The 20,946-nt window shown below is 60.9% G+C and carries 20 protein-coding genes; 11 read left to right on the top strand and 9 right to left on the bottom strand.

Features of this window, described 5'->3' with window-relative positions; translation table 11 throughout:
- The first annotated feature begins 131 nt into the window (after window positions 1–131).
- Together OZ428_RS32075 and OZ428_RS32070 are read left to right on the top strand one after the other, a co-directional pair.
- A complete protein-coding gene (locus tag OZ428_RS32075; RefSeq protein WP_133075538.1) occupies window positions 132–653 on the top strand; it encodes a disulfide bond formation protein B in 522 nt (173 codons plus the stop codon).
- A 209-nt stretch (window positions 654–862) separates the two neighbouring features.
- Entirely contained in the window at window positions 863–1,321 is a 459-nt protein-coding gene (locus OZ428_RS32070; protein ID WP_016975860.1) for an Rsd/AlgQ family anti-sigma factor, read from the top strand.
- 55 nt (window positions 1,322–1,376) lie between these two features.
- Here OZ428_RS32070 and OZ428_RS32065 read toward each other — a convergent pair whose 3' ends face one another.
- A complete protein-coding gene (locus OZ428_RS32065) occupies window positions 1,377–2,054 on the bottom strand; it encodes an FKBP-type peptidyl-prolyl cis-trans isomerase (RefSeq protein WP_033897512.1) in 678 nt (225 codons plus the stop codon).
- A gap of 192 nt (window positions 2,055–2,246) precedes the next feature.
- On the opposite strand from OZ428_RS32065, the gene OZ428_RS32060 reads away from it, so the two are divergent.
- Window positions 2,247–3,446, top strand: a complete 1,200-nt coding sequence (locus tag OZ428_RS32060) for an AlgP family protein (RefSeq protein ID WP_269132280.1) — start codon at window positions 2,247–2,249, stop codon at window positions 3,444–3,446.
- Here the strand turns inward: OZ428_RS32060 and OZ428_RS32055 are convergent.
- Entirely contained in the window at window positions 3,443–3,910 is a 468-nt protein-coding gene (locus OZ428_RS32055) for a TIGR02444 family protein (RefSeq protein WP_133075536.1), read from the bottom strand. The genes OZ428_RS32060 and OZ428_RS32055 overlap by 4 nt on opposite strands.
- 50 nt (window positions 3,911–3,960) lie before the next feature.
- On the opposite strand from OZ428_RS32055, the gene OZ428_RS32050 reads away from it, so the two are divergent.
- From OZ428_RS32050 to OZ428_RS32040, 3 genes are all read left to right on the top strand, one after another.
- Window positions 3,961–5,871, top strand: coding sequence for an ATP-binding cassette domain-containing protein (locus tag OZ428_RS32050; RefSeq protein WP_133075535.1), 1,911 nt, complete (start codon window positions 3,961–3,963; stop codon window positions 5,869–5,871).
- A complete protein-coding gene (locus OZ428_RS32045) occupies window positions 5,871–6,443 on the top strand; it encodes a mechanosensitive ion channel family protein (RefSeq protein WP_269132279.1) in 573 nt (190 codons plus the stop codon). Before OZ428_RS32050 ends, OZ428_RS32045 begins: the two co-directional genes overlap by 1 nt.
- Window positions 6,444–6,531: 88 nt before the next feature.
- A complete protein-coding gene (locus OZ428_RS32040) occupies window positions 6,532–7,164 on the top strand; it encodes a LysE family transporter (protein WP_028618426.1) in 633 nt (210 codons plus the stop codon).
- Between the two features lie 36 nt (window positions 7,165–7,200).
- Here OZ428_RS32040 and OZ428_RS32035 read toward each other — a convergent pair whose 3' ends face one another.
- Genes OZ428_RS32035 through OZ428_RS32020 form a run of 4 tightly spaced genes read right to left on the bottom strand, consistent with a single transcriptional unit; the run spans window position 7,201 to window position 10,344 of the window.
- Entirely contained in the window at window positions 7,201–7,941 is a 741-nt protein-coding gene (locus OZ428_RS32035; protein ID WP_033897515.1) for a hypothetical protein, read from the bottom strand.
- A gap of 3 nt (window positions 7,942–7,944) precedes the next feature.
- Window positions 7,945–8,532, bottom strand: coding sequence for a penicillin-binding protein activator LpoB (gene lpoB, locus OZ428_RS32030; protein ID WP_033897516.1), 588 nt, complete (start codon window positions 8,530–8,532; stop codon window positions 7,945–7,947).
- 35 nt (window positions 8,533–8,567) lie between these two features.
- Window positions 8,568–8,939 carry a YcfL family protein gene (locus OZ428_RS32025; protein ID WP_038844227.1) on the bottom strand — a complete coding sequence of 124 codons (372 nt, stop codon included), beginning with the start codon at window positions 8,937–8,939 and terminating at the stop codon, window positions 8,568–8,570.
- A gap of 10 nt (window positions 8,940–8,949) precedes the next feature.
- Window positions 8,950–10,344 (bottom strand): COG3014 family protein, encoded by a 1,395-nt coding sequence (locus OZ428_RS32020; protein ID WP_269132278.1) that lies wholly within the window; start codon window positions 10,342–10,344, stop codon window positions 8,950–8,952.
- A 267-nt stretch (window positions 10,345–10,611) separates the two neighbouring features.
- On the opposite strand from OZ428_RS32020, the gene OZ428_RS32015 reads away from it, so the two are divergent.
- The gene (locus OZ428_RS32015) at window positions 10,612–12,507 is read left to right on the top strand and encodes an FTR1 family protein (protein WP_269132277.1); all 1,896 of its coding nucleotides are present in this window, start codon (window positions 10,612–10,614) and stop codon (window positions 12,505–12,507) included.
- Between the two features lies 1 nt (window position 12,508).
- Window positions 12,509–12,964, top strand: a complete 456-nt coding sequence (locus OZ428_RS32010; RefSeq protein ID WP_133075532.1) for a YaiI/YqxD family protein — start codon at window positions 12,509–12,511, stop codon at window positions 12,962–12,964.
- 201 nt (window positions 12,965–13,165) lie between these two features.
- Here OZ428_RS32010 and elbB read toward each other — a convergent pair whose 3' ends face one another.
- Complete coding sequence (gene elbB, locus OZ428_RS32005) at window positions 13,166–13,831, bottom strand: isoprenoid biosynthesis glyoxalase ElbB (protein WP_133075531.1); 666 nt, start codon at window positions 13,829–13,831, stop codon at window positions 13,166–13,168.
- Between the two features lie 116 nt (window positions 13,832–13,947).
- Between elbB and OZ428_RS32000 the strand changes: the two genes are divergently transcribed.
- Window positions 13,948–15,183, top strand: coding sequence for a sterol desaturase family protein (locus OZ428_RS32000; protein WP_269132276.1), 1,236 nt, complete (start codon window positions 13,948–13,950; stop codon window positions 15,181–15,183).
- Here OZ428_RS32000 and OZ428_RS31995 read toward each other — a convergent pair.
- Complete coding sequence (locus OZ428_RS31995; protein ID WP_033897595.1) at window positions 15,164–15,799, bottom strand: DedA family protein; 636 nt, start codon at window positions 15,797–15,799, stop codon at window positions 15,164–15,166. The two genes, OZ428_RS32000 and OZ428_RS31995, sit on opposite strands and share 20 nt — an antisense overlap.
- 208 nt (window positions 15,800–16,007) lie before the next feature.
- Here OZ428_RS31995 and hemB point away from each other — a divergent pair, with 208 nt between their 5' ends.
- Together hemB and ppk1 are read left to right on the top strand one after the other, a co-directional pair.
- The gene (gene hemB / locus OZ428_RS31990) at window positions 16,008–17,021 is read left to right on the top strand and encodes a porphobilinogen synthase (protein ID WP_269132275.1); all 1,014 of its coding nucleotides are present in this window, start codon (window positions 16,008–16,010) and stop codon (window positions 17,019–17,021) included.
- Between the two features lie 18 nt (window positions 17,022–17,039).
- Window positions 17,040–19,262 (top strand): polyphosphate kinase 1, encoded by a 2,223-nt coding sequence (gene ppk1, locus OZ428_RS31985; protein ID WP_028618415.1) that lies wholly within the window; start codon window positions 17,040–17,042, stop codon window positions 19,260–19,262.
- Window positions 19,263–19,443: 181 nt separating this feature from the next.
- Here ppk1 and ppx read toward each other — a convergent pair whose 3' ends face one another.
- Complete coding sequence (gene ppx, locus OZ428_RS31980; protein ID WP_033897523.1) at window positions 19,444–20,946, bottom strand: exopolyphosphatase; 1,503 nt, start codon at window positions 20,944–20,946, stop codon at window positions 19,444–19,446.

Below are 20,946 nucleotides of genomic sequence, written 5' to 3'. Positions count from 1 at the left end.
CAGCCCAACGTCTTCCATCTTCTGGCGGGAAGTCCTTACCCTCTCGCGGAATCGTCTGCTCTGGCATGTATTGAAAGGGGTCAGGCCTTTCCTCTACCGTAGCGACCTATCTTTCGCGATGCGGATAAAGCATGCCTTTGGCCCCTTCACGCTCCTTGTTTTTCCTTGCGTTCCTGGCCGGTGCGCTGACATTGGGCGCGTCCTTTTACCTTGAGTTCGGTGTCTCCTTGCGCCCTTGCTTCCTGTGTCAGGTGCAAAGGGGGTTTCTGGCTGCTTTCACATTAGCCAATCTGGTTGCGGCGATCCATAACCCCAAGCGCTCTGTGAGCTGTCTGTATGGGCTGGCAAGCATGGGCTTCGCGTTGCTTGGCGCCATGACCGCCGTGCGCCAGGTATTGCTACAAAACGCCGCACCGGAGCAGGTGGCTGACTGCTGGCCAAGCCTGCACTACATGATCGAAAACCTGTCGTTTTGGCAGGCCCTGAAATTGACTGTCAAAGGCACTGTCGATTGTGTGGAGATCAACTGGACACTGTTCGACTTGAGTCTGCCGGAGTGGAGCCTGCTGTTCTTCGTCGGGATGTTGATCCTCGGCGCCATGCAGTTTTCACGGCTGTTGTTGAGCCAGCGTTTGCGTCCGGCGAGGCGCTGAATGCCGGTCGCAGTTTGTAGGACGGGATTAAACACTTGTATGAACTTTCTCTCCTGCGTACCTTGAAGCCATAGTCATGCGGGCATAATCTGGCCCGCACGTGTTATTGAAACCGTTTGTCAGATGCGGCCTTGTCCGGTTGCTGCTTTATCCTTGAAGTGTTGCGCGGGCACCAGGCGGCAGCGCCCCTATAGGGAAGAGAGATCATCATGCTGGAAAGTTGTCAGAATGCTCAGGAACGCTGGGGTGGGGTGCACAAGCTGATCGACAGCTGGCTGAAGGCACGTCACGAACTGGTTCGGGCCTTTGATGCGCTCGGCGCCAAGCCCGAGGCGCTGGCGCAGAACCGCGAACCGTTGCAGGATTTCTGCGGTGTGTTGGTGGACTACGTGTCAGCCGGTCATTTCGGCGTCTACGAACAACTGACCAAGGAGGCGGAAGCCTTCGACGATCAGCGTGGCCTGGATTTGGCTGAGACCCTTTACCCGCGCATCGATGTCATCACCGAAAAGCTGCTTGAGTTCACCGACCTGTGTGATGCCGGTAACTGCGTGGCAGATAAATTCAAAGAATTGGGCGCGTTGCTGCACGAACGATTCGAGCTGGAAGACTGCTTGATCGAAGTGCTGCACAACGCTCACAAGGAAGAGTCTGCTACCCAGGCTTGACCCTCGATAGCGATATACAAAAAACGGTGCGCATGACGCACCGTTTTTTATTGTCTCAAGGGCGCGTGCCGAGCAATTCGATCTCGAACACCAGTGGCGTGTAAGGCGCAATCAATTCGCCGGCGCCATCGGCGCCATAGGCCTGGGCCGATGGAATCACCAGGCGCCATTTTGCTCCCACCGGCATCTGTTGCAAGGCGCTGCTCCAGCCGCTGATCACACTGTTCAGACGAAACCATTGTGGTTGTGTGCTCTGGTCGAACACTGTCCCATCGGGTAACCGCCCCACGTATTTCACTTGGACCTGGTCGCTGGCTTTGGGTTTTTCACCGGTGCCGGGAGTGAGTTCAGTCAGCAGGATCCCATCCGCCAATTCGCGTACGCCTTTTGCTGCTTTTTCTTTGCTCAGGAATTGTTGTTCGGCCGCGAGTGCTTTTTCGCTTTGAGGCGCCTGCGCGTCGGCGTCGTTTTGCGCTTCGTGTTGGGCAAGGATCGCTTCGATACGGGCATTATCCAGCGCCAGGGGTTTGCCTTGGTAGGCCTGCTTGAGACCATCGATCAGCGCCTGGATCTGCAGGTCGGGAACCTCCTGGCGCAGGCGTTCGCCGAGGCTGGCGCCCAGGCTGTAGGCGAGGTCATGCTGATTCTGGTCAACGGTTTTCGCCGACGATTGATCGCTCGCATTGGCCACCGAAATTGCCAAGCCCAGCACAAGAAAAAGGTAACGCGACATGGGCATTCTCCCGCCGAAAGTGCGACGGATTATGCCAGTGTGAAAGGGTAAAAAGTGCCGCGTATTTTCGTTATATCGATAAGAATTTTCACACGGTGCAACGCAAGGCAAACGATACTGTCAACATGCCCTAGCGGCGGTAAGAGCAGAGGGCTAGTATGAGCCGCACCCACGTCAGCCAGGAGGTAAACCATGTCGGCCAAACAGAAGCCTGTTAATACCCCGTTGCATTTACTCCAACAACTTTCGGGCAGCTTGCTCGAACATCTGGAAAGCGCTTGTTCCCAAGCTCTGGCCGATGCAGAAAAACTGCTCGCCAAGCTGGAAAAACAACGCGGTAAAGCGCAAGAGAAGCTGCACAAATCCCGCACCAAACTGCAAGACGCCGCCACTGCCGGCAAGGCCAAGGCACAAGCCAAAGCCAAAGACGCTGTCAAAGAACTTGAGGACCTGCTGGACGCCCTCAAGGATCGCCAAGCTGAAACCCGCGCCTATATTTCCCAACTGAAAAAAGATGCCCAGGAAAGCCTGAAGCTGGCCCAGGGCGTTGGTCGTGTGAAAGAAGCTGTGGCTAAAGTGCTGGGTGCTCGTACACCTGCAAAAGCGGTTGCAGCGAGCGCGGCGAAAAAGCCAGCGAGCAAAGCTGTTGCTGCAAAGGCACCTGCTAAAGCTGCGGCAAAACCTGCTGCCAAAACTGCTGCTGTGAAACCAGCCGCCAAGCCAGCTGCTAAAACCGCTGCTGCAAAACCAGCCGCCAAGCCAGCTGCTAAAACCGCTGCTGCGAAACCAGCCGCCAAGCCAGCCGCTAAAACCGCTGCTGCAAAACCAGCCGCTAAGCCAACTGCTAAAACCGCTGCTGCAAAACCAGCCGCCAAGCCAGCTGCTAAAACCGCTGCTGCGAAACCAGCCGCCAAGCCAGTTGCTAAAACCGCTGCTGCAAAACCAGCCGCCAAGCCAGCTGCTAAAACCGCTGCTGCAAAACCAGTCGCTAAGCCAGTGGCTAAAACCGCTGCTGCAAAACCAGCCGCTAAGCCAGTGGCTAAACCTGCTGCTGCGAAACCGGCCGCCAAGCCAGCTGCAAAACCTGCTGCTGCGAAACCGGCCGCCAAGCCAGCTGCTAAACCTGCTGCTGCGAAACCGGCCGCCAAGCCAGCTGCAAAACCTGCTGCTGCAAAACCGGCCGCCAAGCCAGCTGCAAAACCTGCTGCTGCAAAACCAGCTGCCAAACCAGCCGCAGCGAAGCCCGCCGTTGCCAAGCCAGCTGCCGCAAAACCAGCACCGGCCAAGCCAGCAACACCGGCTGCCCCGGTAGCGTCCACCGCTCCAACTGCACCGGCCAGCAGCACGACTGCCCCGGTAGCGCCAAGCACCACCCCAACCAGCGCTTCCTAAGTGTTGGTGGCCACGACGCGCAGCTGTTGCAGCGCGTCGTGGTCAAGGTTGGCGGCATCCTCAGCCGCCAGTCCTTCCAACCATCGTTGCTGACCCATCGCATCACCCATCTGCCACAGTTGCGCCAACGCTTCCAGACGTGCCAGCAACTGCTGTTCTGCGTCCAGCTCCAGGGCCTTGACCCGTTCGCGTAATCCCGCCAAATCCTTATCTTGCTGTGCCATGGCGCGCCATTGAGTGCGTAGGTGTCTTAACGGTTCGATCACGCCTGTCTGCCAAGGCCTGGCGACCTGTCTCAGCGCCTGTATACGCTCGGCGGTCACTGTCACCGCACGCTGCTCCAACCACGCGCCACACAACAACAGGCACACGTCTGCCCCTTGTGCCTGCAAACGCAGGCAAGCGGCCTCCACGCCCGGGCGGGCGTAAGTCGAGAGGGCAAAGCTCCACAGGTCAGCGCACATATTCACACCCAAGCCAGCGGCGAACGAAGCTGGTAGACTCCGCCGCCATTATGATCCGACTTCAAAGCCTAACATTACAGCGTGGCCCGCAACGTCTTCTCGAAGACGCCGAGCTGACCCTGCACGCCGGTCACAAAGCCGGCCTGATCGGTGCCAACGGCGCCGGCAAATCCACGTTGTTCGCCTTGTTGCTGGGTGAGCTGACCCCGGATTCCGGGGACTGCTTGCTGCCGGCCGACTGGCGCATCGCCCATATGCGCCAGGAGATCGACACCCTGGACCGCATCGCGATCGACTACGTGCTCGATGGCGACCTGCGCCTGCGCCAGGTGCAACACGACCTGGCCGAGGCCGAGAAAGCCCAGGACGGCGCCGCCCAGGCCCGCCTGCACTCGGAGCTCGACAGCGCCGACGGCTACACCGCCGATGCCCGCGCCCGCAAGATGCTCGCCGGCCTTGGCTTTACCAACGAACAGATGGACCGCCCGGTCGCGGACTTCTCCGGCGGCTGGCGCATGCGCCTGAACCTGGCCCAGGCCCTGATGTGCCCGTCGGACCTGTTGCTGCTCGACGAACCGACCAACCACTTGGACCTCGATGCGATCCTGTGGCTGGAAGACTTCCTCAAGAGTTACCAGGGCACCTTGCTGCTGATTTCCCACGACCGGGATTTCCTCGACGCCGTGGTCGACAACATCGCCCACGTCGAACAGAAGAAAATCACGCTGTACCGTGGCGGCTACACCGCGTTCGAACGTGCTCGTGCCGAACGCCTGGCCCAGCAGCAACAGGCGTTCGAGAAGCAACAGGCGCAACGTGCGCACATGGAAAGCTACATTGCCCGCTTCAAGGCCCAGGCCACCAAGGCCCGCCAGGCCCAAAGCCGGATCAAGGCACTGGAGCGCATGGAGGAGCTGTCGGCGGCCCACGTCGATTCGCCGTTCGACTTCGTGTTTCGTGAGTCGGTGAAGATCTCCAGCCCGTTGCTGGATCTTTCCGATGCGCGCCTGGGTTATGGCGACAAAACCATCCTGGAAAAAGTGAAGCTGCAACTCACACCGGGTGCGCGCATTGGTTTGCTCGGCCCTAACGGTGCGGGCAAGTCGACGCTGATCAAGAACCTGTCGGGTGAGCTGTCGCCATTGGCTGGCCGCCTGACTCGTGGCGAGAACACGGTGGTGGGCTACTTCGCCCAGCATCAGCTGGACTCTCTCGATTCCAAGGCCAGCCCGTTGCTGCACCTGCAGCGCCTGGCGCCGACCGAGCGCGAACAAACCCTGCGCGATTTCCTCGGTGGTTTCGACTTCCGTGGTGCGCGCATCGACGAGCCGGTGCTGAACTTCTCCGGCGGCGAAAAAGCCCGCCTGGCCCTGGCATTGATTGCCTGGGACCGTCCGAACCTGCTGCTGCTCGACGAACCGACCAACCACCTGGACCTGGAAATGCGCCTTGCGCTGACCATGGCCCTGCAGGAGTTCAGCGGCGCGGTACTGGTGGTGTCTCACGATCGCCATTTGCTCAAGAGCACCACGGATAACTTCCTGCTGGTGGCGGACGGCAAAGTCGAGGAATTCGACGGCGACCTGGACGACTACGCGCGCTGGCTGACGGACTACCGCCTGCGCAACGCGCCCGTCAGCAACACCCCGGTCAACCCGGACAAGACCGACAAAAAGGCCCAGCGCCAAGCCGCCGCCGCATTGCGTCAGCAACTGGCGCCGCACAAGCGTGAGGCTGACAAGCTGGAAGCCGAGTTGGGCAAGGTGCATGAGCGCCTGGCCAAGATCGAAGCCTGCCTGGGCGACAGCGCCGTCTACGAGGCCGCCCGCAAGGATGAGTTGCGCGACCTGCTGGCCGAACAGGCCAAGCTCAAGGTACGTGAAGGGCAATTGGAGGAAACCTGGATGGAAGCCCTCGAATTGCTCGAAACCCTGCAGGCGGAGCTGGAGGCGCTGTCCTGATGGAAGCGTTGCAGTTGCCGATACCGACGCAGTGGGTCGAGCCCGTATGGATCGGCGTGCAAATTTTGCTGATCCTGCTGGGCGGTTACCTTGCCCAGCGCTTCGTCGCCAAAGGCCTGACCCGGCTGGGTGAGCGCTACCCATTCCCGCCGCAGCTGCTGATGCCGCTGCGCGGTGGCTTGCGCTGGCTGATCATGGGCAGTGCGCTGATCTTCGTGCTGGGCCGCCTGGGTGTGTCCGCCACGGTGCTGTGGACGGCGTTGTCCGGGTTTGTCGCGGTCGCAGCCGTGGCGTTCTTCGCCATGTGGTCGGTGTTGTCCAACCTGCTGTGCGCCATCCTGATCTTCACCGTCGGGCCGTTTCGCCTGGGCGATATCGTCGAATTGGTGGATACCGTCGACAAACCAGGGGTGAAGGGTCGGGTCGTGGCAATCAATCTGCTCTACACCACGTTGATCGAAGTGGCAGAAGCGGGGACTGACAGCGCGATGGTGCAAGTGCCCAACAGCCTGTTTTTCCAGCGTTCGGTGCGGCGTTGGCCAGGTACCCATGTGTTTCCGGGCGACCGCTAGTATTCACATCTTGTAAAAATCTATAGCCAGCCTTTGGTCGGCGGAGTTAGCTTAAGGCACAACCGCAAACTCCCTCTTGAGGTGTGTAATGGCACTCGATACGTGGCTGGCCTTTTTCCTGGCCAGTTGGATCATCTCCCTTTCCCCTGGCGCTGGCGCCATCGCCTCGATGTCCAGCGGCCTGCAATATGGTTTCCTGCGCGGTTACTGGAACGCGATTGGCCTGCAACTGGGCCTGGCGATGCAGATTGCCGTCGTGGCATGCGGCCTGGGTGCCATCCTGGCGACATCCTCCACCGCGTTCTATGCAATCAAATGGTTTGGCGTGGCGTACCTGGTGTACCTGGCCATCAAGCAATGGCGCGCCTTGCCCATGGACATGACCGATGACGCGGCCGTGCGCCCGATCGGCAAGCCGATGGCGATGATGTTCCGTGGTTTTCTGGTGAATGCCAGCAACCCCAAGGCCCTGGTGTTCATGTTGGCGGTGCTGCCGCAGTTCGTGAACCCGCAGGCGCCGCTGCTGATCCAGTACCTGATCCTGGGTGCGACGATGATCTGCGTCGATATGGTGGTGATGGCGGGGTATACGGGGTTGGCGTCGAAGGTATTGCGCCTGTTGCGTACGCCTAAACAACAGAAGCGTATGAACCGTACGTTTGCCGGGTTGTTTGTTGGGGCGGCTGGCTTTCTCGCCAGCCTTCATCGCGCGACCGCGTAACCGTTGTAGGAGCCGGAAAGCCGGCTCCTACGGGGTTCAACGCAGGATTTTGGGTGCTTCATCCCTTGGCAGGTTGTTGCGCAGCGCCGGCTTGCCCGGGTCTTGATACCCGCCCCCCAATTGCTCCGCCAACTGCCGCGCCACATCCTCACCCAGTGCTTTCGACACGTCCTTCACCACGCGCGGCCGGTTCAGGCTCACGCGCACATCGCGGCTGTTCACCAGCTTGGTGTCCTGGCCTTCGCCCATCGCCGTAAACGCCGAGGTGATCTCGTAGGTGCGCGTGTTGATCAGGCTGAAATCCGCCACCAACGTCAGGCCCAGTACGGCCGAGTAGCTGTTGGTGTGGTCCAGGGCGTTGATGTCCTGGGTGAAGTCGATGTCCGAGAGGGTGCCGAACAGCACATAGTCCGCGCCCTTGAAGTGACCGGCCTTGATGCGCTTGATCACGTCGTAGACGTCACCCTTGGCATCTGCGGTGTAGGGCGTGCCCTGTACCAGCTGGAACTGACGCGACTTGAGAATCTCGCCCTTGATGTCGCCGCTGAATTTACGCAGCTCGGTCTGTTCGATGTAACTGGTACGGCTTTCGTACTCGCTGTAGTTCGACGCACCGCTGGCGTGGTAGGCGCTTGCCTGGAAGTTGTTGCTGGCCGACACCTGGTGGATATATTCCTCGACCCGCGCCTCATAGGCCAGGTCGGTCACCGCGATCTTCGGGGCGGCCGAGGCGCCAAAGGCGCACAGCAGGCCGATCATGCCGATCCATGCACGCATTGCTTAGCGCTCCGTGGTCTTGCGGATTTCTTTTTCGTCCATCCATTCGGCCAGGCCGCTCTCGACGTCGACCAGTTGCAGGCTGAATTTGTAGAACACGTCCTTGTAGTCCGAGCTGCGCTTGACGATGGAACTGATGGAGCCTTCCAGGCGGTACTTGGCGGCGACCATATTGCCGGTCTTGCTGACGGTGGACTTCTTGTACAGGCCGCTCTGGTTCTGCAGCTTGAGCTGGTCGACCTGGCTTTGCATGTCGGTGTTGTCGCTGGCGAAGCGGGCGGTGCCGGTCTTCATCAGCTGGGTCTTGATCGACGTGGTGATCTCGCGGGTATCGATGTACTCGCTGGTTTTGTTCTTCACGTCATACACCTGCACCACCGGGCGGCCCTGCAGAATGCCGGACTGGGCGAGGGAGCGGGTCATGCTTTCGGCGATCATCTGCAGGTCGGTGGAGCCGAACTCGTTGGTGATCGTTTCCACGGCCTTGGTGTCGCCGTAGTTGATGTTCTTGCTGCCCAGTACAGGCGAGGTGTTGGAGCAACCGCTGGCCAGCAGGGCAACCACGGCGAGGATCGAGAAGCGTGCAAACATGGGGAATTCTCTCTGAAACGTAAAAGGGGAACGGCTCAAGGCGTCTTCACTTCAAGGCGGAAGTCCGCCGCTTGAGGCAAGTTGGCGATGGCCGGCAGGAAGGTCGCCTGGTTGGCGTACAGGTTCAGCACTTTCCAGGTTTCTTCGTCGCCCACCGGGAAGCCGTCGGCTCCCAGCCAGGCGAAGCGGTAATACATCGTCTGGTTACTGCTGGTGATGTTGCTCAACTGCACCTTGGCAGTCAGGAAGCCGTTCTCGCGTGCAACGCGGATGGCACCGACGGCGATGCCCTTGAACTTGCCCATCACCACGATTTTGCTGGCGGCGCTGCCAGGCTCCGGTGGCGGCGGGGTGGCGCAGCCGGCCAGCAGGACCAGCGCCAGGGCGCCGAGGATGAAATGACGCATAGCGTGCTCCTTAAGGTTGTTTGAGGGCGATGGCCTGGGTGGCGGTGCTCGGCACCACATGGGCGGCCAGGCCACCGGCGAATACCTGGTTGCCAACCACGCGCAGGGTGATCACCTGATAACGCTGGTCAGCCTTGACCGTCACCAGCGTGCCACCCAGAGCGTTGGGCAGGCTGACCTGGTGCTCGCCGTGCTTGAGGCGCAGGCGCGTCACCTGGGTCATGTCCGGCAGGGTGCGCCAGGTCCGGGTGTCTGCACCTTCAGTGACTGCCGAGGCGATACCCAGCACCAGGCCCGCCATAGGGTTGGTCTTGTTCAGGTTGTTTTGCGCCACGCCACGGGTGACTGCACGCACCGTGGTGCGCAGGATGATCCCTGGCATGTCATCGCGCAGGGCGCGGCGGGACATGGCCGTGGTGCTGTTGAGTGCGGTGAGGTTCTGTTGCCGGCCGTCGACGCCGATCTGGGCGAAAGTCGCGGTGGACGTATCGGCCTTGATCACCGGGAACGACAGCGGGGTGATCACCAGGTTACCGTTGATCGGGATCGGAATCGGCAGGCGAATCGAGTCGCGGGCCGGCGCCAGGCCACTTTGCACCACGATCAGCACGTCGGTTTCATCGACGCCGACCTTGGATTTGTCCAGATCCAGCAGGGCCTGTTCCAGCAAGGGGGTATTGGGGCGCAACTCGGCCGCCTTGCGATAGCCAGGCGCGGCCAGGTCCTTCTCGCCCAGGGCTTCGTAGACGAAACCGGCCAGGTAATGGCTGAACGCACTCTGGTAACTGTTCTTCAGACCGACCACTTCCGGCGCGTCGAGGGCTGCCACCGGGTAGCCGCGCAGGTCTTTCATCTGGGTGGTCACGCCTTCACGCTCGGCTTCGTCCTCGCGCTTGAGGTATTCCTTATCCCGCAGGTCCGCGATCACCGCTTCGCGTTCGTGGGTCTTCTTGATCTCGGTGCGTGCGCCGTCGAAGTCGTTCAAGGCCAGCAGGTTCAGCGCCATCTGCGTGGTCAGCATGACTTTTTCGTAGTCATAACCTTCGTAGCGCCGCACCTTGTCGTTGGCAAGGAAACTGCCGAACTGGGCCAGGTACTTGGCGCTGTCGAACTTGACCGCCTCTTCCCATTTGTAGACTTGCAGATCAGCACTGCGCCAGGCGGTCTGGCTGCCGCTCAGATCACCCTTGGCCCGCAGCAACTCACCCTTCTCGAAGAAATAGAGCAAGTCCTTGTCTTCACCGGTGTTGTTCTTCTCCAGCAGCGTCAACGCCGCGTCGACATTCCCGCTGGCCAACTGCTGATTGGTCGCCTGCAACTCGGTGTCATAGCTGCGAAACATCGAACAGCCCGACAACAACGTCACCGCCGAGAGCGCAAGCAAAGGTAAAGCGCGAAATGCCATGCAGCCTTCTTCCCTGAAAGTAGTAACCACTGTGGTAATTCCTCATAAAAACAAGGAACGAAATTCCCTTTCGCACTAACAGGGCGCGGCATTATAAGCACCATTACTGGCAAAACAATGGCTATTTGCCCTCCAGAAAGGCCAAAGCGCCACTAGCCCGCTTCTAAAAATGCCTCGCCGTCACCAACACCAAATCACTTTCGCCTTGAGTCAAACCCTTTAAGCCTTAACAATGTGTTACTTCGTATTTCCATTTGAGATTCGTTCATGACTGCCCCCTTCCGTTTTCTCGCCTGGCTACTGCTGCCAGCGTTGATGTCGTGCAGCGTCAACCTGTTGGCCGCAACTGCCGAGGGCGCCCCGCAAGCCCTGCATTTGCTCGACTACATTGGCGCTGACTACCCACCGACGGTGGAGGCGGGCAAGGTTATCGATGAATCCGAATACCGCGAACAGGTGGAGTTTCTCGGGGTGTTGCAAGGGCTGGTGGCAGAGTTGCCTCAGCGCCCGGAGCGCGCGGCGTTGGTCAAAGGTGTCGATGAACTGTTAGCGGCTGTAACTGCCCACCAAGACGGCGCAACGGTTGCTCGGCAAGCCCGGCAATTGGGTGCCCAACTGGCCGTGGCCTATGAAGTCAGCCAGGCTCCGGCAATCACCCCTGATCCAACCCGCGGCGCACCGCTCTACGCCCAGCATTGCTCGGTGTGTCACGGCACCGCGGGCGCCGGTGATGGCCCGGCCAGCGTCGGCATGACACCGCCACCGGCCAATCTGCGCGACCCTGTGCGCCTGGACCGCTTGAGCCTCTATGCGATCTACAACACCCTCGGCCTGGGCGTCGAAGGCACCGACATGCCGTCCTTCGCCGACCAACTGGACGACCGTCAGCGCTGGGACCTGGCCACCTATATCGCCGGTTTCACCGCAGACCCGGCCGCCGCGAAAAGCGAGCAACCGTTCAACCTCGCCGACCTGGCCCGCCAGACGCCGAACGAAGTCCTGGCCGCCAACGGTGAAGCTGCCGCCACGACGTTCCGTGCCCAGCGTGCGCAACCGCCGCAGGTCAAGCGTGGCCCGGCGCAGCTGCTCGACTACACCGCCACCACCCTGGACAAGAGCCTGGCCGCATTCCGTAACGGCGACCACGAGCAGGCCTACGACCTGTCGGTAGCCGCGTACCTGGAAGGCTTTGAGCTGGTGGAAAGCTCGCTGGATAACGTCGACGCCAACGTGCGCAAGGACACCGAGAAGGCGCTGATGGCCTATCGGCAGTCGTTGCAGGACGGTTTGCCGGTCGAGCAAGTGCAGCAACGCCTGGATCTGGCCAAAGGGAAGCTCACCGAATCCGCTGGCTTGCTGGGCAGTGATGGCCTGAGCTGGTCGCTGAGTTACATCTCCGGCTTGCTGATCCTGCTGCGTGAAGGCCTGGAAGCCATCCTGGTGCTTGCCGCGATCCTCGCGTTCCTGCGTAACACAGGCCAGCAGTCGGCGGTGCGCAGCGTCAACGTGGGTTGGGGCCTGGCGTTGCTGGCGGGTCTGGCGACCTGGGCGTTGGCCGCGTATGTGATTGACGTAAGTGGCGCGCAGCGCGAACTGCTGGAAGGCTGCACGGCGCTGTTCGCCAGTGTGATGGTGCTGTGGCTCGGCGTGTGGATGCATGACCGCCGCCACGCGGCCGCCTGGCAGGACTACATCAAGAGCAGCCTGGTAGGCGGCGGCGGACGTTTTGGTTTCGCGATGCTGGCGTTCTTCTCGGTGTACCGCGAGCTGTTCGAAGTGATCCTGTTCTACGAAACCCTGTGGCTGCAAGCCGGCCCGGCCGGGCACAACGCCGTGCTGGCGGGTGGTGCGACGGCGTTGGTGCTGTTGGTGGGCCTGGCATGGGTGATCCTGCGCGGTTCGGCGAAGCTGCCGCTGGCGTTGTTCTTCGGGATCAACGCGGCATTGCTGTGTGCGTTGTCGGTGGTGTTCGCCGGGCATGGTGTGAAGGCGTTGCAGGAAGCCGGGATATTCGGCACGCGGCCGGTGGCGTTCTTTGACTTCGATTGGTTGGGCATCCACGCCGATGCGTACTCACTGAGTGCACAGGCCGTGGCGATCCTGGCGATTGTGGTGCTGTATGGCCGCAGCCGCCTGGCCGAGAAGCGCCGAGTGGCGGCCTGACATGCGCGTGTGGATCGATGCCGACGCCTGCCCTCGGGCAGCCAAGGACCAGGTGGTGAAATTCGCCCTCAAGCGTCAGTTCGAGGTGGTGCTGGTGGCCGGGCAGAGCCAGATCAAGCCGAGCTTCGCGTGTGTGAAGCTGATCGTGGTGCCCAGCGGCCCGGATGCGGCGGATGACTACCTGGTGGAGCACGCGGTGCCGGGCGAGTTGGTGATCTGCAGCGATGTGCCGTTGGCCGACCGCCTGGTGAAAAACGGCGTCACCGCCCTCGATCCACGGGGCAAGGAGTTCAGCCCGGCGAACATGAGCGAACGCCTGGCGGTGCGTAACCTGTTCACGGATCTGCGGGAGCAAGGCCAGATGGGCGGCGGGCCACCGCCCCATGGCGAGAAGGAAAAGCAGGCGTTTGCCAATGCCCTGGATCGCATTCTCACAAAGTTGATGCGTCCGGCTTGACCCTATGGTGATCCGGTTTCTTGTGGGGAGAGGGCTTGTTGTGGTGAGCGGGCTTGCCCCGCGCTGGGCGGCGAAGCCGCCCTAATCCAGGCAATGCGGTAAGTCAGTTAGAACACGGTTGTATGTTTTAGGGCTGCTGCGCAGCCCAGCGCGGGGCAAGCCCGCTCACTACACAAGCCCGCTCACCACAGTTGGGGGTAATCAGTCGTTTTCGTGGGTGAGTTCCAACACCCGGTCCACCAGCTTGTTGATCCCCGAAGCGACCTCGCTGATGTTCTTGCCGAGCATATAGGCCGGCGTGCTCACCAACTTTCGCGCCTTGTCCTCGACGATATCTTCCACCGTGCACTCCTGGTGGGTGGCGCCCATCTTGTCCAGCGCTGCAGCCGTGTCGGCACAGTTGCCAATGGTGCAGGTCACGCCTGGGCCGTAGATTTTCGCCGCCAGGGCCGGTGAAATACAGATCAGCCCCACCGGCTTGCTCGCTTCGGCAAAGGCTTCGGCCAGTTCCAGCACCTGTGGGTTGACGCTGCAGCCGGCGCCTTCCACGGCAAAGTTCGACAGGTTCTTCGCCGCGCCAAACCCGCCGGGCACGATCAGCGCATCGAAGTCTTCGGCATTGGCTTCGCGGATGTCTTTGACCTCACCGCGGGCAATTCGGGCCGACTCCACCAGTACGTTGCGTGACTCGGGCATTTCTTCGCCGGTCAGGTGGTTGATGACATGCAGTTGCGCGATGTTGGGGGCAAAACATTGGACCTGAGCGCCGCGCTGGTCCAGGCGCAGCAAGGTGATCACGCTTTCGTGGATCTCTGCGCCGTCATACACGCCGCAGCCGGAAAGGATCACTGCAATCTTTTTGCTCATGGGCATTTCTCCTGGGGTCTTGGCGTTAAATGTCTACTAATTTGTCATCTGTTGCCAATGGGATCTCGCGTCGCTGCACCTAATCTTGATGTAACAAAAATAGACCGGACCAGACCATGGACTTCGTGCCTTACGCGGTACCGTTTTTCATCGCCTTGATCGTGGTGGAGCTGCTCGCCGACCGCTGGCGCGGCGAGCGCAACTACCGGGTGGCGGATGCCATCAACAGCCTCAGTACCGGTGTGTTGTCCACCACCACGGGGCTGCTGACCAAGGGCGTTGGGCTGTTGACCTACGCCTTTGCTCTTAAACATCTTGCATTGATTGATCTCCCGGCCCAAAGCGTCTGGACCTGGGTGTTCGCCTTTGTGTTTTACGACTTCTGCTACTACTGGCTGCACCGTATGGGCCATGAACGCAATATCCTGTGGGCCGCGCATTCGGTGCATCACCAGAGCGAGGACTACAACCTCAGCACCGCCCTGCGCCAGACCAGCACCGGCTTCCTGCTGAGCTGGATCTTCTACCTGCCCCTGGCGGTCCTTGGCGTGCCATTGGTGGTGTTTATCAGCGTGGCGTCGCTCAATCTGCTCTATCAATTCTGGGTGCATACCCGGCATGTGCCGAAGCTTGGCTGGTATGAATGGTTTTTCGTCACGCCGTCCAATCATCGGGCCCACCATGCGCAGAACGCTCTCTACATGGATCGCAACTACGGCGGGGTGTTCATTATTTGGGACCGGCTGTTCGGCACCTTCCAGGAAGAAGATGACAACGAACCAGTGATTTTCGGCGTGACCACGCCCTTGGCCAGCTGGAATCCGCTGTGGGCCAACCTGCAGTTTTATGCGCAGTTGTGGAGTGATGCGCGGCGTACCCAGCGCTGGTGGGACAAGCTGCGCATCTGGTTCATGCGCACTGGCTGGCGCCCGGCGGACGTGAAGGCCAAGTACCCGTTGGCCAAGCATGACCTGACCCAGTTCCGTAAATTTGAAGTGCCGCTGGATGTTCGCCAGCAGGTCTACATCGCCCTGCAATTTGCGGCGTATGTGGGCTTTGGCAGCTATTTGATGAATTTCGGCGAAGGCTTGCCCACGGCGGCGCTGATCCTGGGGTGGAGTGCCATGGCGCTGGGGTTGTTTACCTTGGGGGTGGCCCTGGAGAATCGCCCGTGGGCGCTGAAGGCCGAGCTGTCGCGGCTGGTGCTGAATGTGCCGCTGGTGTGGCTGGCGCCGTTAGTGGGACTTTGGCCCGCCAGCAACCTGGGTTGGCTGGGCCTGCTGAGCTACAGCCTGCTCAGTGTGATCGGCCTCTACTGCTGCAGAAGCCGGTTTACTCGACTGGTGTCTTAGGCGTTTCGACCGGGACCGGCTCGGCCGCGAGCCGGGCCTTCGCCTCGGCGCAGGCCTCGCGGGCGATGCGTGCATTCTTGATGCGGCGGCGCAGCCACAGGCCGAAGCCCAGTAGCAGCAACGCGCCCAACACCCACAGCTCGTATTTCTTGATGCTGCCCAGCATACCTTCCAGCACCGCGCCGAAGTGATAGGCCGCCGCCCCCAGGGCCAACGCCCAGATCGCGGCACCAATGCCGTTGAGGATCAGGTAGCGCAAAGGCGGATAGCCGGACAGGCCGATCGCCACCGGCATGACCGTGCGCAAGCCGTAGACGAAACGGAAGCTCAACACCCAGATATCCGGGTGCTTGCGGATATGCTCCAGGGCCTTGTCGCCCATCAATTGCCAGCGCGGCTTGCGCGCCAACAGCTTGCGGCCGTGCTTGCGGCCCATGTAATACCAAAGCTGATCGCCGGCGTAGCTGCCGAAAAAGGCAACGACCACCACCAGGTTGATATCCATGTAGCCACGGAACGCCAGGAAGCCTGCGAGGACCAGGATGGTCTCGCCTTCAAAGAAGGTGCCCAGGAAGAGCGCAAAGTAGCCGAAGTCATGCAGAAATTGTTGAAGCATGGTCTGGGGTGCTGGCGAAATGAACGCGCAGCCTACGCCTTCACGAAGATTCATGAAAGTATCGAGATGTGTCACGAAGTGAACAATTCCTACGTGGATGACGAATGCGACTACAGGTCGCATGCTTAAGCACAACTGTCATACCTTCGTCATAATGGCCGCTTATAACTGCAACGCTCGCCCGTGAACCCGGGCTCAGGAGTCTGTCGTGAGCTTTACCCCTGCCAATCGTCTGTTCCCTGCCACCCGTCTGCGTCGCAATCGTCGTGATGATTTTTCTCGCCGCCTGGTGCGTGAAAACGTACTGACGACTAACGATCTGATCCTGCCGGTGTTTGTGCTGGACGGGGAAAATCGTCGGGAAGCGGTGGCTTCGATGCCCGGTGTGGAGCGTTTGACCATTGATCTGCTGCTTGAAGAAGCTGCAGGTTGGGTTGAGCTGGGTATTCCAGCGTTGGCACTGTTCCCGGTCACACCGTCTGAACTCAAGTCCCTGGATGCTGCCGAAGCCTGGAACCCGGACGGGATCGCCCAGCGCGCCACCCGTGCCCTGCGCGAGCGCTTCCCGGAGCTTGGGGTGATCACCGACGTGGCGCTGGACCCGTTCACCACCCATGGTCAGGATGGCATTCTGGACGAAGACGGCTATGTTCAAAACGACATCACCGTCGATGCGCTGGTCAAGCAAGCCTTGTCCCACGCCGCCGCTGGCGCCCAGGTGGTTGCACCGTCGGACATGATGGACGGGCGCATCCAGGCGATTCGCGAAGCCCTGGAGCTGGCCGGTCACGTCAATGTGCGGATCATGGCCTATTCGGCCAAGTACGCCAGCGCCTACTACGGCCCGTTCCGCGATGCGGTGGGCTCGGCGTTGAACCTGGGCAAGGCCAACAAGGCTTCGTACCAGATGGACCCGGCCAACAGCCATGAAGCCCTGCACGAAGTGGCGGCCGACCTGGCCGAAGGCGCTGACATGGTGATGATCAAGCCGGGGATGCCGTACCTGGACATCCTTTACCGGGTCAAAGAAGAATTCAAAGTGCCGACGTTTGTCTATCAGGTCAGCGGCGAGTACGCGATGCACATGGCTGCAATACAGAATGGATGGCTGAGTGAAGGGGTGATCCTAGAATCCCTGACAGCCTTTAAACGCGCCGGGGCTGATGGCATTCTGACCTACTTCGCCGCCCGCGCCGCCCAATTGCTTAGAGAGCAACAATAGCCCTCACAGGAACATTCAATGAATACCGAAGGACTCTCAGAAGTTGCCGTAAAAGACGCTCACCCGGTGGTTGAACAAGTCACCGAGACCCCGCCGGAGCATGAGCCCGCCGCGCCTGCCGTGGTGGCCGAGCCGCCCGTGCCGGCCCCGGTGGCGGCGGTGACCAACCTGGATGACAGCAGCCTGTACATCCACCGCGAGCTGTCACAACTGCAATTCAACATCCGCGTGCTGGAACAGGCGCTGGATGAGTCCTACCCGCTGCTGGAGCGGCTGAAGTTCCTGCTGATCTTCTCCAGCAACCTGGACGAGTTCTTCGAGATCCGCGTCGCCGGCCTCAAGAAACAAATCACCTTCGCCCGTGAACAAGCCGGCGCCGACGGCCTGCAGCCGCACCAGGCCCTGGCGCGCATCAGCGAGCTGGTGCACGGCCATGTGGACCGCCAATACGCGATCCTCAACGACATCCTGTTACCGGAACTGGAGAAACACCAGGTCCGCTTTATCCGTCGCCGTCACTGGACCACCAAGATCAAGACCTGGGTGCGTCGTTACTTCCGTGATGAGATCTCGCCAATCATCACCCCGATCGGCCTCGACCCGACGCACCCGTTCCCGTTGCTGGTGAACAAGAGCCTCAACTTCATCGTCGAGCTGGAAGGTATCGACGCCTTCGGTCGCGATTCCGGCCTTGCCATCATCCCGGCCCCGCGCCTGTTGCCACGCATCATCAAGGTACCGGAAGAGGTGGGGGGCGCTGGCGATAACTATGTATTCCTTTCGTCGATGATCCACGCCCACGCCGATGACCTGTTCCAGGGCATGAAGGTAAAGGGTTGCTACCAGTTCCGCCTGACCCGTAACGCCGACCTGGCGCTGGACTCCGAAGACGTCGAAGACTTGGCCCGCGCCCTTCGTGGCGAGTTGTTCTCACGGCGCTACGGCGATGCGGTGCGCCTGGAAGTGGCCGATACCTGCCCGAAACACCTGTCGGACTACCTGCTCAAGCAGTTCAACCTGGCCGAATCCGAGTTGTACCAGGTCAACGGCCCGGTCAACCTGACGCGCCTGTTCAGCATCACCGGCCTGGACAGCCATCCGGAGCTGCAATACACGCCGTTCACGCCGCAGATCCCGAAACTGCTGCAAAACAGCGAGAATATTTTCAGCGTGGTGAGCAAGCAGGACATCCTGCTGTTGCACCCGTTTGAGTCCTTCACCCCGGTGGTCGACCTGCTGCGCCAGGCCGCCAAGGACCCGCATGTATTGGCGGTACGCCAGACGTTGTACCGTTCCGGCGCCAACTCGGAAATCGTCGATGCCCTGGTCGACGCTGCGCGTAACGGCAAGGAAGTCACCGCGGTGATCGAGCTGCGTGCGCGGTTTGACGAAGAATCCAACCTGCAACTGGCCAGCCGCCTGCAAGCGGCCGGTGCAGTGGTGATCTACGGCGTGGTCGGCTTCAAGACCCACGCCAAGATGATGCTGATCCTGCGCCGTGAAGCCGGTGAAATCGTGCGTTACGCCCACTTGGGCACCGGCAACTATCACGCCGGCAACGCCAAGCTCTACACCGACTACAGCCTGCTGACCTCCGACGACGCCCTGTGCGAAGACGTCGGCAAGTTGTTCAGCCAGCTGATCGGCATGGGCAAGACCTTGCGCATGAAAAAGCTGCTGCACGCGCCGTTCACCCTGAAGAAGGGCATGCTCGACATGATTGCCCGCGAGACCCAGTTCGCCCTCGACGGCAAGCCGGCACACATCATTGCCAAGTTCAACTCGCTGACCGATCCGAAGATCATCCGCGCGCTGTACAAGGCCAGCCAGTCCGGCGTGCGCATCGACCTGGTGGTGCGCGGCATGTGCTGCCTGCGTCCGGGCATTGTTGGGGTGTCGCACAACATCCATGTGCGCTCGATCATCGGTCGCTTCCTGGAACACACGCGGGTGTTCTACTTCCTCAACGGCGGCGAAGAGCAGATGTTCCTCTCCAGTGCCGACTGGATGGAGCGCAACCTCGATAAGCGTGTCGAGACGTGCTTCCCGGTGGAAGGCAAGAAGCTGATCATGCGGGTCAAGAAGGAGCTGGAAAGCTACCTCACCGACAACACCCACAGCTGGAGCCTGCAGTCGGACGGCCGCTACGTGCGCAACACACCGACCGGTAACCAGAACCCGCGCAGTGCGCAGGCGACGTTGTTGGAGAAGCTGGGTAGCCCGATTTTGACGGTGAACTAACTCAATGTGGTGAGCGGGCTCTTGTGGCGAGGGAGCTTGCTCCCGCTGGGGTGCGAAGCAGCCCTAAAACCAAACGCCGCATTCTGTCAGACAGAATGCGGCGTTTTTATTGGGGCGGCTTCGCCACCCAGCGCGGGGCAAGCCCGCTCACCACAGCAAACCCGCCGTTCGTTAGATCGCGTTAGCGCAGGTTCAGGCTGAACCCCACCCGCGTCAACCACTCGGCTTCCTGGGCAAAGTCCGCCTGGGTCAGTTGGTTTTCATCCAGCCAGCCTTTCGGGAACACCACATCCAGGCTGTCGCCATTGGCGCGCAGGGTCACCTGGGGCATTTCCTGGGTGCCACGGATGTGGTGGAACAGGATCGCAAAGCGCAGCAGCACGCACAGGCGGATCAGCTTGATACCTTCGTCACCGAACTCCGCGAACTTGTCCTTGGGGATGTTACGGCGATGACCACGCACCAGCAGGGCGAGCATTTGCTGGTCTTCGCGGGAGAAACCGGCCAGGTCCGAATGCTCGATCAGGTAGGCGCCGTGCTTGTGGTAATGATAGTGGGCGATGTCCAGGCCTACTTCATGCACCTTGGCGGCCCAGCCCAGCAGCTCGCGCCAGACGCCGTCCTCCAGGTCCCAGTCCTCGGCCACCTGGTCGAAGGCGTGCAGGGCTTTGCGCTCCACGCGGGCGGCTTGTTCCAGGTCGACGTGATAACGCTCCATCAACGACGTGAGCGTGCGCTCACGCACGTCTTCGTGATGGTGGCGACCCAGCAGGTCATAAAGCACGCCTTCGCGCAGGGCGCCGTCACAGTGGTCCATGCGTTGCAGCTCAAGGGCGTCAAAGATCGCCTCAAGAATCGCCAGGCCGGCTGGGAAAATGGTGCGGCGATCGGGCTTGATGCCATCGAAGTCGATTTTCTCGGCATCCCCCAGCTTGAACAGCTTGCGCTTGAGCCATGCCAGGCCTTCGGCGTTGACTTCGCCGGTGCCATGGCCGCCGGCTTTCAGGGCCAGGCCGATGGCGCGAATGGTGCCGGACGAGCCGATGGCTTCATCCCAGGTCAGGCGGTGCAGGGCGTGCTCGATGCTCATGATCTCCAGCCGCGCCGCCGTGTAGGCCTGGGCGTAGCGCGCCGGGGTGATCTTGCCGTCCTTGAAATAGCGTTGGGTGTAGCTGACGCAGCCCATCTGCAGGCTTTCGCGCAGCAATGGCTCGAATCGTTGCCCAATGATGAATTCGGTACTGCCGCCGCCGATGTCGGCGACCAGGCGTTTGCCGGGGGTGTCGGCCAGGGTGTGGGACACGCCCAGATAAATAAGACGGGCTTCTTCACGACCGGAGATGACTTCGACGGGATGCCCAAGAATCTCCTCGGCGCGGCGGATGAATTCGCCACGGTTGCGCGCTTCGCGCAACGCGTTGGTGCCGACGATTCGCACGGCGCCCAGGGGCATGCCGTTGATCAACTGGGCAAATCGCTTGAGACAATCGAGCCCGCGCTGCATGGATTCTTCATTGAGCTGACGCTCGTCGTCGATGCCGGCAGCCAGTTGCACTTTCTCGCCGAGCCGCTCAAGGATGCGGATTTCGCCGTTCTGGGCCTTGGCCACGACCATGTGAAAGCTGTTGGAGCCCAGGTCGATGGCGGCGATCAGGGACAGATTCTTGGCTTGGGATTGCGGCAT

This window comes from Pseudomonas sp. GXZC, assembly GCF_026967615.1.
Taxonomy (GTDB): Bacteria; Pseudomonadota; Gammaproteobacteria; order Pseudomonadales; family Pseudomonadaceae; genus Aquipseudomonas; species Aquipseudomonas azotoformans_A.
Note: the sequence above shows the minus strand (reverse complement) of the source record. Positions and strands in the feature narration are given on the sequence as shown.